Genomic DNA, 12,424 nt, shown 5'->3' on the forward strand with positions numbered 1-12,424 from the left:
ATGTCGCTCCAGCATTTTATTCAAGACGCATTAAGTCAATGGATGAAACAGAAAGGACCAGAAAGTGACATTGTTCTAAGCAGTCGTATTCGACTGGCACGCAATCTAGAGCATGTTCGTTTCCCAACTCAGTTTTCTCAAGAGGAGGCTGAAGCTGTTCTTCAGCAATTCGAGCAAAAGTTTGCGAGCCAGGAAGTGAAGGACATTGGAAACTTTGTTCTGATTCGAATGAATGAAACGCAGCCTTTGGCTAAAAGGGTACTTGTTGAAAAGCATTTGATTAGCCCCAATTTAGCAGAATCAAGATTTGGCGGCTGTTTGCTTTCAGAAAATGAAGAAATCAGTGTCATGCTGAATGAGGAAGACCATATTCGTATTCAATGCTTGTTCCCAGGATTTCAGCTGGCTAATGCACTAAAAGCAGCTAACCAAATAGATGACTGGATTGAAGAGCAAGTGGATTATGCGTTTTCAGAAAAGCGAGGATACTTAACGAGCTGTCCGACCAATGTAGGTACAGGTATTAGGGCTTCAGTCATGATGCACTTACCAGCATTAGCCCTGACAAGACAAATGAATCGCATTATTCCTGCAATTAATCAATTAGGTCTTGTGGTCAGAGGAATTTATGGTGAGGGTAGCGAAGCAATAGGGAACATCTTTCAAATTTCAAATCAAATGACACTGGGTCAATCAGAAGAAGATATTGTAGATGACTTGAATAGTGTGACGGCGCAGCTCATTGAACAAGAGCGATCTGCACGTAAGGCATTATATCAGACGTCTAAAATTGAACTTGAAGACAGAGTGTACCGTTCCTTGGGGATTTTGGCTAATTGTCGCATGATTGAATCTAAGGAAACGGCTAAGTGTTTGTCAGATGTGCGACTTGGAATTGATTTAGGTATCATTAAGGGGCTTTCAAGTAATATACTGAATGAACTCATGATTTTGACACAGCCTGGCTTCCTTCAGCAATATTCAGGAGGAGCCTTGGAACCAAATGAAAGAGATATAAAACGAGCAGCAATTATCAGAGAAAGGCTGCGCTTAGAAATGCATAGGAATGGACAGGAGGATGAAACGATATGATGTTTGGAAGATTCACTGAAAGAGCTCAAAAGGTATTAGCACTTGCACAAGAAGAAGCCATTCGCCTAGGCCATAAGAACATCGGTACAGAGCATATTTTACTTGGTCTTGTACGTGAAGGTGAGGGCATCGCCGCAAAAGCATTAGAAGCACTGGGCCTTGTTTCAGATAAAATCCAAAAAGAAGTCGAGAGCTTGATTGGAAGAGGGCAAGAGGTGTCTCAAGCTATTCCTCATTACACACCTAGAGCGAAGAAGGTTACGGAGCTTTCTATGGATGAAGCGAGAAAGCTTGGTCATTCCTATGTAGGGACAGAACATATTCTTTTAGGTCTTATTCGTGAGGGAGAGGGTGTAGCTGCCCGTGTCTTAAATAACCTCGGAGTGAGCTTAAATAAAGCACGCCAGCAAGTATTGCAGCTTCTAGGCAGCAATGAAACGGGTGCATCTGCGGCAGGATCTAATAGCAATGCCAATACACCAACTTTAGATAGCTTGGCAAGAGACTTAACGGCTATTGCGAAAGAGGACAGCTTGGACCCTGTGATTGGCCGCAGCAAAGAAATTCAGCGTGTCATTGAGGTCCTAAGTAGAAGAACAAAGAATAACCCTGTCTTGATTGGAGAGCCTGGTGTTGGTAAAACAGCGATCGCAGAAGGTCTCGCACAGCAAATTATTCACAACGAAGTGCCTGAAATTCTGCGTGATAAACGAGTCATGACACTTGATATGGGAACCGTTGTAGCGGGAACGAAATATCGTGGTGAATTCGAGGATCGTTTGAAAAAAGTCATGGACGAAATCCGTCAGGCTGGAAATATCATTCTCTTCATTGATGAACTTCATACACTGATTGGTGCAGGTGGAGCAGAGGGTGCGATTGATGCCTCTAATATTCTAAAACCATCTTTAGCACGTGGTGAGCTTCAATGTATCGGGGCAACAACGTTAGATGAGTACCGTAAATATATTGAAAAAGATGCTGCACTTGAACGTCGATTCCAGCCAATTCAAGTGGACCAGCCATCTGTTGATGAAAGTATTCAAATTTTAAGAGGGCTTAGAGACCGTTATGAAGCACATCACCGTGTGTCTATTACAGATGAAGCCATTGAGGCGGCGGTAAAGCTTTCTGATCGTTATATCTCCGATCGTTTCCTTCCAGATAAGGCGATCGACTTAATTGATGAGGCGGGTTCAAAAGTTCGCTTACGTTCTTTCACAACACCGCCTAATCTAAAGGAACTTGAGCAAAAGCTGGATGAAGTACGCAAGGAAAAGGATGCAGCTGTTCAAAGTCAAGAATTTGAAAAAGCCGCTTCTCTTCGTGATACGGAGCAACGTTTGCGTGAAAAGGTAGAAGTGACGAAGAAATCTTGGAAAGAAAAGCAGGGACAAGAGAATTCAGAGGTTTCTGTTGATGATATCGCAATGGTTGTTTCTAGCTGGACGGGAGTACCTGTTTCAAAAATTGCTCAAACAGAAACAGATAAGCTTCTAAACATGGAACAATTGCTCCACTCTCGCGTCATTGGACAGGATGAAGCAGTTGTTGCTGTTGCAAAAGCTGTAAGACGTGCCCGTGCTGGACTGAAAGATCCGAAACGTCCGATTGGCTCCTTTATTTTCTTAGGGCCAACAGGTGTTGGTAAGACTGAGCTTGCAAGAGCACTCGCTGAGTCTATCTTCGGTGATGAAGAAGCGATGATTCGTATTGATATGTCTGAGTACATGGAAAAACACTCGACTTCAAGACTTGTTGGATCACCTCCAGGCTATGTGGGCTATGATGAGGGCGGTCAGCTGACTGAAAAAGTGAGAAGAAAGCCGTATTCTGTCGTGCTTCTAGATGAGATTGAAAAGGCGCACCCTGATGTGTTTAACATCTTACTTCAAGTGTTAGAAGATGGTCGTCTCACTGATTCTAAAGGTCGTACTGTTGACTTTAGAAATACGATTTTGATTATGACTTCAAACGTTGGAGCTAGTGAGCTAAAGCGCAATAAATATGTTGGCTTTAACGTGCAGGATGAAAGTCAAAATTACAAAGATATGAAAGGCAAAGTAATGGGTGAGCTGAAACGTGCGTTTAGACCGGAGTTCATCAACCGTATTGATGAAATCATTGTCTTCCACTCACTCGAAAAGAAACATCTAAAAGAGATTGTGTCTCTCATGTCTGATCAATTGACAAAACGACTAAAAGAGCAGGACCTTTCAATTGAATTGACGGAAGCAGCAAAAGCCAAGATTGCCGACGAAGGCGTAGACCTTGAGTATGGTGCTCGTCCGTTAAGAAGAGCGATTCAAAAGCACGTCGAGGATCGACTTTCTGAGGAATTGCTGAAAGGCAATATTGAAAAGGGCCAACATATCGTATTAGATGTAGAAGATGGAGAAATTGTCGTAAAAGCAACGGCTGCTACGAACTAATATAGTAAGAAAAAAGTGTGAGGCATACCAGTAAGTTGGATGCCTCCCTTTACTTATTTTCTGACCAGTATAAGGAGTTGTATTCTTCAATCTATGGCTAAGTCAAAATCAAAATTTATATGCCAATCGTGCGGTTATGAGTCAGCCAAATGGATGGGGAAATGTCCCGGCTGCGGCACTTGGAACAGTATGACAGAAGAGGTCGTTCGTAAAGAGCCGGCAAATCGTCGAAGTGCGTTTAATCATTCTGTTCAAACCATTCAAAAACCTTCACCTATATCTGCAATTGAAACATCCGAAGAACCCCGAATTAAAACGAATTTAGAAGAATTTAACCGAGTATTAGGAAGTGGAATTGTCAAAGGTTCACTCGTTCTTATTGGCGGTGATCCTGGGATTGGGAAGTCCACACTATTATTACAAGTTTCAGCACAGCTATCAGATCAAAATCAGAATGTGTTATACATATCTGGTGAGGAATCAATCAAACAAACGAAGCTTAGGGCGGACCGTCTCGGTATTGAAAGTGCCTCTTTACATGTTTTGGCTGAAACCGATATGGAGTATATAACGTCTGCTATACAAGAGATGAAACCCGCTTTTGTTGTGGTCGATTCAATTCAAACCGTTTATCAAAGCGATATCACGTCAGCTCCTGGATCTGTTTCTCAGGTGAGGGAATGCACTGCCCAGCTGATGAAAATTGCCAAGACGAATGGTATTCCTATTTTTATCGTTGGTCACGTGACGAAGGAGGGCTCGATTGCTGGGCCGCGCCTTTTAGAGCATATGGTAGATACAGTTCTTTATTTTGAAGGGGAGCGCCATCATACGTTTCGTATTTTACGGGCAGTGAAAAACCGTTTTGGTTCAACGAATGAATTAGGAATTTTTGAAATGAGAGAGGAAGGGCTCACAGAGGTATTAAACCCATCAGAAATCTTCTTAGAAGAGCGGTCAGCAGGTGTATCTGGATCGTGTGTTGTTGCCTCAATGGAAGGAACAAGACCTGTTCTAGTGGAGATACAAGCACTTATTTCACCGACGAGCTTTGGGAATCCACGGAGAATGGCTACTGGCCTTGATCATAACCGAGTGTCATTGCTTATGGCCGTTTTAGAAAAACGGGTAGGGCTGCTACTGCAAAACCAAGATGCCTACTTAAAGGTCGCAGGTGGTGTGAAACTTGATGAACCAGCGATTGACTTGGCTATTGCCGTCAGTATTGCATCAAGCTTTAAAGATGCAGCGCCGCATCAAGCAGATTGCTTTATAGGAGAAGTGGGTCTGACGGGAGAAGTCAGAAGAGTATCAAGAATTGAACAGCGTGTGCAGGAAGCTGCTAAACTAGGATTTAAACGAATGTTTATTCCTCAGGCGAATATAGATGGATGGAAAAAACCGAGAGGGATTGAGTTAGTCGGTGTAGAAAATGTAGCAGAGGCACTTCGTATTTCACTAGGGGGATCATAGAAATGGAAAAAGAGAAAAAAGGAGCGAGAGAAGTCGATCTCTTAGATATTGTCCAGTTTGTGGCACCGGGGACACCCCTGCGGGCAGGGATTGAAAACGTCCTAAGAGCCAATACTGGAGGGCTCATTGTTGTTGGTTATAACGATAAAGTGAAAAGTGTGGTAGATGGAGGATTTCATATTAATTCTGCTTTCTCCCCAGCACATTTATATGAATTGGCGAAAATGGATGGGGCGATTATTTTAAGTGACTCTGGTCAAAAAATCTTGTATGCGAATACACAGCTCATGCCGGATGCAACCATTCATTCATCAGAAACAGGCATGAGACACCGAACGGCTGAACGTGTAGCAAAGCAGACAGGTTGCTTAATCATTGCCATTTCTGAACGTCGGAACGTCATTACCTTATACCAAGGGAATCGACGATATACGCTGAAAGATATTGGTTTTATTTTGACGAAGGCCAACCAAGCGATACAAACACTTGAGAAATATAAAACCATTTTAGATCACGCCATTTCTGCGTTAAGCGCCTTAGAATTTGAAGAGCTTGTGACCTTTGGTGATGTATTATCCGTGCTGCATCGTTATGAAATGGTACTTAGAATCAAAAATGAAATCAATATGTATATCAAAGAGCTTGGGACAGAAGGACACTTGATCCGTCTGCAAGTCAATGAGCTGATTACAGATATGGAGCAGGAAGCGGCTTTATTTATTAAAGATTACGTGAAAGAAAAGATCAAAGATCCATATGTGCTGCTGAAACAGCTACAAGATATGTCGAGCTTTGAACTTTTAGATGACTCCATTTTGTACAAGTTACTTGGCTATCCAGCATCTACAAATATTGACGAATATGTGTACACTAGAGGATACAGATTACTTCATAAAATCCCTAGACTGCCTATGCCAATCGTTGAAAACGTGGTCGAAGCATTTGGTGTGCTAGATCGAATTATGGAAGCAGATGTACAAGATTTGGATGAAGTAGAAGGAATTGGAGAAGTAAGAGCGAAAAAGATAAAAAAAGGATTAAAAAGACTGCAAGAAAAACATTATATCGACCGTCAGCTATAAAAAGAGAAATTTTTCTTAAATACGGTTAAAAATGGATGAATATGGGTATATTAATGATGGTTTTGTTTTCTGTTCATGATGATAGGAAACTTAAGCATATATCAATGTCAGATGAAGGTGGATTGACAGATGAAAAATAAAGGAGGTGAAGGTATGTTAAAAAGAATCGTTCAGGCGTTTTTTATCATTTTCGGTGCAGTTGTAGGGATTTTTATCATTCCAGAGTTATTTCTGCTGTTAAATTTGAAGGACATACCTTTCATAACAAATGCTTACTCTTCAGCACTAATAGGAGCCGCTGTGTTCTTTATCATTGGTAAATGGTGCACAGGCTATGTGGTTAATTGGGTGAAATGGATCGAGGATTCTCTATTGAAGGCGCCTCTTCCTGATCTTATATCTGGAAGTTTCGGTTTAGTATTTGGACTTATTCTAGCATATCTTATTGTAAACGTGATCCCGCTAAACAATATCCCATATCATATTTTTGGTACCATTATTCCGATTTTCCTGGCTTTCTTTTTAGGATACCTTGGATTTCAGGTAGGGTTTAAGAAGAAGGATGAAATGATGGGGCTGTTCTCCCGATCTGCAAAGGTCACAAAGAAAAAAGGAGCAGCTGATGATGAACCTGAAATAGAAGATAAAAAGCTGAAAATTTTAGACACAAGTGTTATCATTGATGGAAGAATCGCAGATATTTGTCAAACTGGATTCCTAGAAGGTGTGATGGTCATTCCTCAATTTGTACTCGAGGAATTACAGCATATTGCAGACTCTTCTGATGTATTAAAGAGAAATAGAGGCCGAAGAGGTCTTGATATTTTAAATCGTATCCAAAAAGAACTGGATATTAAAGTTGAAATTTACGAAGGTGACTTTGAAGATATTCAAGAGGTTGACAGCAAGCTTGTGAAACTCGCTAAGTTAACTTCAGGTGTTGTTGTGACAAATGATTTTAATTTAAATAAAGTATGCGAACTTCAAAAAGTAGCAGTGTTAAACATCAATGATCTAGCCAATGCAGTCAAACCGGTTGTGCTGCCTGGGGAAGAAATGAAGGTACAGGTCATCAAAGATGGGAAAGAGCATAACCAAGGTGTTGCTTACTTAGATGACGGTACGATGATTGTGGTCGAAGAAGGACGCAATTATATTGGAAAAGACATTGATGTGCTCGTCACGAGTGTGCTGCAAACTGCTGCTGGAAGAATGATTTTTGCGAAGCCAAAACTTCTGGAGAAGGCGCTCTAAAGGGAGAACGAACATGTATTATGAAGTAGTTATTCCGGCTGCGGGGCAGGGGAAGCGAATGAAGGCCGGCCGCAATAAACTTTTTATTGAATTGAAAAGAATGCCGGTCATCATCCACACACTGAAGGTGTTTGACGCTCATTCACAATGCAGACGCATGATCTTAGCGATCAATGAAGAAGAGCGTCGTGACTTTGAAAGGCTACTGAAGGTACACGCTTTTCAAACGCCTGTTTCACTTGTCACTGGCGGTGAAGAACGGCAGCAAAGTGTATACGAAGGATTGAAGGCTGTGCAAGATGCGGGCATCGTGCTTGTTCATGATGGCGCAAGGCCTTTTATTAAGCATACACAGATTGACTTGCTCGTTAAAGCAGCGATTGAAAAAGGCTCCGCAGTCGTAGCGGTACCAGTGAAAGACACAATCAAACGCGTTCAAGAAGGCAAAGTGGAACAAACCATTGAACGTCAGAGCTTGTGGGCAGTCCAGACCCCACAAGCTTTTCGTCATTCTATTTTAAAAGAAGCGCATGAACATGCGGAGCGGACAGGCTTTCTTGGAACAGATGACGCCAGTCTTGTGGAACAATTACACGGTGAGAGTGTGTATATTGTCCAAGGAGACTATACCAATATTAAACTGACAACACCGGATGATTTATTGGTTGCCAAGGCAATTATGGATGCGGAAAGAGGGTACTAGAACATGTTAAGAATAGGACAAGGTTTTGATGTGCATCAATTAACAGAGGGAAGACCTCTTATTATTGGCGGTGTGACGATCCCTTATGAAAAGGGTCTACTTGGGCATTCAGATGCGGATGTACTGCTTCATACTGTGGCGGATGCCTGCCTAGGTGCGATTGCAGAAGGAGATATCGGCAGACATTTCCCAGACACGGATCCTGAGTTTAAAGATGCAGACTCTTTTAAATTACTTCAGCACGTGTGGGCACTTGTAAAAGAAAAAGGCTATACACTGGTGAATATCGATTGCACGATCATGGCGCAAAAACCAAAGATGGCACCATACATTCAGCCAATGTGTGAGAAAATCGCAGAAGCTCTTGAGGCAGATGTCACACAGGTGAATGTCAAAGCAACAACGACAGAGAAACTTGGATTTACAGGAAGAGGCGAAGGAATTGCCTCTCAAGCAACCGTACTTCTTCAGAAAAAGTAAAATCCGTTTTGATGAGAATGGGTTTTGATGATAAAATACGTTTATAAAAAATTGGTGTCAGACAACATGATGCAGATGAAAGGAAGTTAAACTCATGGGAAATGAAGTGCGTGTTCGTTATGCACCGAGTCCAACTGGTCATTTACATATTGGGAATGCTAGAACGGCTCTTTTCAACTATTTGTTCGCACGCAGTCAAGGCGGCAAATTTATTATTCGAATCGAGGATACGGATCAAAAGCGTAATGTAGAAGGCGGAGAAGAAAGCCAGCTTCGCCACCTGCAATGGCTCGGGATTGATTGGGACGAGAGCATTGATAAAGATGGCGGCTACGGTCCTTACAGACAATCAGAGCGTAATGATATTTACAAAAAATATTATGACGAGCTACTAGCGAAAGACTTGGCGTATAAGTGCTATTGTACGGCTGAAGAACTAGAAGAAGAGCGTGAAGCACAAATTGCCCGCAGTGAAATGCCTCGATATTCTGGTAAATGCAGTCATTTATCAAAAGAAGAAGAGGACAAGCTGATTGCTGAAGGAAGAGAGCCAAGCATCCGCTTCCGAGTGCCTAAAGGAGAAATCATCAAATTTGACGATATGGTCAAAGGCGAGATTTCATTTGAAACAGACGGCATCGGTGACTTTGTTATTGTGAAGAAAGATGGTACGCCAACGTATAACTTCGCTGTAGCGGTGGATGATCATTTGATGAAAATGACTCACATTCTTCGCGGTGAGGATCATATCTCGAATACACCTAAACAAATTATGGTCTTCAATGCATTTGGCTGGGATGTTCCGCTGTTCGGACATATGACGCTGATTGTAAACGAGAACCGCAAGAAATTAAGCAAGCGTGATGAATCAATTATCCAGTTCATCGAACAGTATAAGAACTTGGGCTATTTACCAGAAGCTTTGTTTAACTTCATTGCACTGCTTGGATGGTCTCCAGTTGGTGAAGAGGAACTATTTACAAAAGAGCAGTTTATCGATATTTTCGATGTCAATCGACTTTCTAAGTCACCAGCTCTATTTGATATGCATAAACTAAAATGGGTGAATAACCAATACGTGAAAGCACTTGATCTTGATCAAGTTGTGGCACTTACACTTCCACATCTTCAAAAGGCAGGCAAGGTAAGCGAGCAGCTGACAGAAGAAGAAAACACGTGGGTGCGCAAACTCATTTCTCTATACCACGAGCAATTGAGCTACGGAGCAGAAATTGTTGAGTTAACAGAGTTGTTCTTTAAGGAACAAATTGAGTATAATCAAGAGGCAAAGGAAGTTCTTGCAGAAGAGCAAGTACCAGAAGTGATGGCTTCGTTTGCAGGTCAGCTTGAACGTCTTGAGTCTTTCACACCAGATGAAATCAAAGCTGCCATTAAAGCGGTACAAAAAGAAACAGGGCATAAAGGTAAGAAACTATTCATGCCAATTCGTGTGGCTGTCACTGGACAAACGCATGGCCCAGAACTTCCGCAAAGTATTGAACTGCTAGGTAAAGAGACGGTATTAAACCGCATTAAACAAATATAAGGAAAATCGTTGCGAGGGAGAAGTACAATGTTATCGTCCATCACAGAAAGAGTCTTCACCGGCTGAAAGAGACTTATGGGCAGACGTTGGAAATGCACCCTCAAGACCCTTGAGGAACACGTATGTTAGTATGCAAGGGCGGTACCCTCCGTTATGGGATGAAGTTGAGAAGGCTGCGAAATGAGGGCTTTCTAAACAGAGTGGAACCGCGTTTTCAAAACGTCTCTGTCATATGGCAGAGGCGTTTTTTATTTGTCCAAAAAAGAGAGCAAGTCCTAAGAGAGATTGATGGGGAAGAACGGGGGGAGCATGTGTTTTTCAAAATGCTGAAAGAAGATATTGATACTGTGTTTGATCAAGATCCTGCTGCTAGAAGCTATCTTGAAGTAGTGCTAACCTATTCAGGGCTTCATGCGATTTGGGCTCATCGTGTTGCGCATGCATTTTACAAGCGTAAGCTGTATTTTCTTGCGCGGATCATTTCTCAGGTCAGCCGGTTTTTCACAGGGGTTGAGATTCACCCAGCAGCAACCATCGGCCGGCGGTTCTTTATTGATCACGGCATGGGCGTCGTGATTGGGGAAACATGTGAAATTGGCGATAACGTCACTGTTTTCCAAGGCGTGACATTAGGGGGAACAGGGAAAGAAAAGGGAAAGCGGCATCCAACTATTTTGGACGATGCCCTGATTGCGACTGGTGCTAAGGTGCTCGGTTCCATTACCGTAGGAAAAGGGTCCAAGATTGGTGCGGGGTCTGTTGTGTTAAAAGACGTACCAGACCACTCCACTGTTGTAGGTATACCTGGGCGAGTGGTCGTTCAAAATGGAAAGAAAATCAATCGTGATCTCAATCATCAAGATTTGCCAGATCCAGTTTCTGATCGTTTCAAAGAATTGGAGCGAGAAATGGAAAAGCTAAAACGTGAGCTGGCTTCATTGAGCAGAAAGGAAGAACAATCATGACAATCAATATTTATAATACATTGACACGTAAAAAAGAAGAGTTTGTCCCACTTGAACCAGGAAAGGTGAAAATGTATGTATGCGGACCAACCGTGTATAACTACATTCATATCGGGAATGCAAGACCGGCCATTGTATATGACACGGTACGTAAGTATTTAGAATATAGCGGCTATGATGTGAATTTCGTATCCAACTTTACTGATGTGGATGATAAACTCATCAAAGCAGCAAATGAATTAGGCGAAGATGTCCCAACGATTGCTGATCGATTTATCCAAGCATACTTTGAGGACGTCAGTGCATTAGGCTGCAAAAAAGCAGACCTTCACCCGCGAGTGACAGAAAATATGGATGATATCATTGCGTTTATCGCCACATTGATTGAAAAAGGCTACGCCTATGAAGCAGATGGTGACGTGTATTACAGCACACGCTCATTTGAAGGCTACGGAAAACTGTCTCACCAATCGATTGATGAACTAAAGACAGGTGCCCGTATTCGTGTAGGTGAAAAGAAAAGGGATGCACTCGACTTTGCATTATGGAAGGCCGCAAAGGATCAGGAGATTTCTTGGGATAGCCCGTGGGGCGAAGGGCGTCCAGGCTGGCACATCGAGTGTTCTGCGATGGTCAAAAAGTATTTAGGCGATACGATTGACATTCATGCTGGCGGACAGGATTTAACGTTCCCTCATCACGAGAATGAGATCGCTCAATCTGAGGCTTTGACAGGAAAACCTTTTGCGAAGTATTGGATGCATAACGGGTATATTAATATTGAGAATGAAAAAATGTCAAAATCACTTGGGAACTTTGTGCTTGTACATGACATTATTAAAGAACAAGATCCAGATGTGCTTCGTTTCTTTATGCTGTCGGTTCACTATCGTCATCCAATCAATTACTCCATTGACTTATTGGAAAGTACAAAGAGTGCATTTAACAGACTCAAAACATCTTATTCAAATCTACATCATCGCCTTGAGAGCAGTACCAATTTAACAGAGGATAACACTGAATGGTTGACAAAGATTGAAGAGCAGCGAGCGACATTTATTTCTGAAATGAATGATGACTTCAATACGGCAAATGCCATCTCTGTTTTATTTGAACTAGCGAAACAAGCGAATTACTATATGGAAAATGATCATACTTCTGAGGAAGTGATCAAGGCATTTATTGGCTTGTTCCAAGAAATCACATCCGTCCTCGGCTTCTCACTAGAAGAAAAGCACACGCTTGACGAAGAGGTAGAAGCATTAATTGAGAAGCGGAATGAAGCTAGAAGGAATCGTGACTTCGCATTGTCTGATCAAATTCGTGACCAGTTAAAGAGCATGAATATTGTATTGGAGGACACTCCTCAAGGTACGCGCTGGAAAAGAGGAGAATAG

General features: G+C 42.1%; 10 protein-coding genes and 1 other annotated feature. All 10 genes read left to right on the forward strand.

What is annotated here, in order from left to right; translation table 11 throughout:
- The 10 genes from NST24_RS00580 to cysS all read left to right on the forward strand — a co-directional run bounded on the left by NST24_RS00580 (position 1) and on the right by cysS (position 12,424).
- On the forward strand, positions 1-1,092 hold the full coding sequence (locus NST24_RS00580) for a protein arginine kinase (protein ID WP_024718295.1): 1,092 nt from the start codon (positions 1-3) through the stop codon (positions 1,090-1,092).
- A complete protein-coding gene (clpC, locus tag NST24_RS00585) occupies positions 1,089-3,524 on the forward strand; it encodes an ATP-dependent protease ATP-binding subunit ClpC (RefSeq protein ID WP_007496263.1) in 2,436 nt (811 codons plus the stop codon). Before NST24_RS00580 ends, clpC begins: the two co-directional genes overlap by 4 nt.
- A gap of 93 nt (positions 3,525-3,617) precedes the next feature.
- The gene (gene radA / locus NST24_RS00590) at positions 3,618-4,997 is read left to right on the forward strand and encodes a DNA repair protein RadA (RefSeq protein WP_017359160.1); all 1,380 of its coding nucleotides are present in this window, start codon (positions 3,618-3,620) and stop codon (positions 4,995-4,997) included.
- Between the two features lie 2 nt (positions 4,998-4,999).
- On the forward strand, positions 5,000-6,079 hold the full coding sequence (disA, locus tag NST24_RS00595; RefSeq protein WP_007496267.1) for a DNA integrity scanning diadenylate cyclase DisA: 1,080 nt from the start codon (positions 5,000-5,002) through the stop codon (positions 6,077-6,079).
- 153 nt (positions 6,080-6,232) lie between these two features.
- Positions 6,233-7,333, forward strand: coding sequence for a PIN/TRAM domain-containing protein (locus NST24_RS00600; protein ID WP_047946821.1), 1,101 nt, complete (start codon positions 6,233-6,235; stop codon positions 7,331-7,333).
- 13 nt (positions 7,334-7,346) lie between these two features.
- A complete protein-coding gene (gene ispD / locus NST24_RS00605) occupies positions 7,347-8,036 on the forward strand; it encodes a 2-C-methyl-D-erythritol 4-phosphate cytidylyltransferase (protein ID WP_342462171.1) in 690 nt (229 codons plus the stop codon).
- Positions 8,037-8,039: 3 nt separating this feature from the next.
- On the forward strand, positions 8,040-8,516 hold the full coding sequence (gene ispF / locus NST24_RS00610) for a 2-C-methyl-D-erythritol 2,4-cyclodiphosphate synthase (protein ID WP_003216928.1): 477 nt from the start codon (positions 8,040-8,042) through the stop codon (positions 8,514-8,516).
- 94 nt (positions 8,517-8,610) lie between these two features.
- On the forward strand, positions 8,611-10,062 hold the full coding sequence (gene gltX, locus NST24_RS00615) for a glutamate--tRNA ligase (protein ID WP_039169429.1): 1,452 nt from the start codon (positions 8,611-8,613) through the stop codon (positions 10,060-10,062).
- Positions 10,063-10,292: a binding site (T-box leader), on the forward strand.
- A gap of 81 nt (positions 10,293-10,373) precedes the next feature.
- Positions 10,374-11,027: a serine O-acetyltransferase gene (gene cysE, locus NST24_RS00620; protein ID WP_017366453.1), complete on the forward strand. Its 654-nt coding sequence runs from the start codon at positions 10,374-10,376 to the stop codon at positions 11,025-11,027.
- Positions 11,024-12,424, forward strand: coding sequence for a cysteine--tRNA ligase (gene cysS, locus NST24_RS00625; RefSeq protein ID WP_008345429.1), 1,401 nt, complete (start codon positions 11,024-11,026; stop codon positions 12,422-12,424). The genes cysE and cysS overlap by 4 nt, the downstream gene beginning before the upstream one ends.

The organism is Bacillus sp. FSL R5-0286 (assembly GCF_038593245.1).
Lineage (GTDB): Bacteria > Bacillota > Bacilli > Bacillales > Bacillaceae > Bacillus > Bacillus altitudinis.

What these genes read in the sequence shown, in the direction of transcription:
- NST24_RS00580 (WP_024718295.1), top strand. Translation starts at nt 1, where the DNA reads ATGTCGCTCCAGCATTTTATTCAAGACGCATTAAGTCAATGGATGAAA.
- clpC (WP_007496263.1), top strand. Translation starts at nt 1,089, where the DNA reads ATGATGTTTGGAAGATTCACTGAAAGAGCTCAAAAGGTATTAGCACTT.
- radA (WP_017359160.1), top strand. Translation starts at nt 3,618, where the DNA reads ATGGCTAAGTCAAAATCAAAATTTATATGCCAATCGTGCGGTTATGAG.
- disA (WP_007496267.1), top strand. Translation starts at nt 5,000, where the DNA reads ATGGAAAAAGAGAAAAAAGGAGCGAGAGAAGTCGATCTCTTAGATATT.
- NST24_RS00600 (WP_047946821.1), top strand. Translation starts at nt 6,233, where the DNA reads ATGTTAAAAAGAATCGTTCAGGCGTTTTTTATCATTTTCGGTGCAGTT.
- ispD (WP_342462171.1), top strand. Translation starts at nt 7,347, where the DNA reads ATGTATTATGAAGTAGTTATTCCGGCTGCGGGGCAGGGGAAGCGAATG.
- ispF (WP_003216928.1), top strand. Translation starts at nt 8,040, where the DNA reads ATGTTAAGAATAGGACAAGGTTTTGATGTGCATCAATTAACAGAGGGA.
- gltX (WP_039169429.1), top strand. Translation starts at nt 8,611, where the DNA reads ATGGGAAATGAAGTGCGTGTTCGTTATGCACCGAGTCCAACTGGTCAT.
- cysS (WP_008345429.1), top strand. Translation starts at nt 11,024, where the DNA reads ATGACAATCAATATTTATAATACATTGACACGTAAAAAAGAAGAGTTT.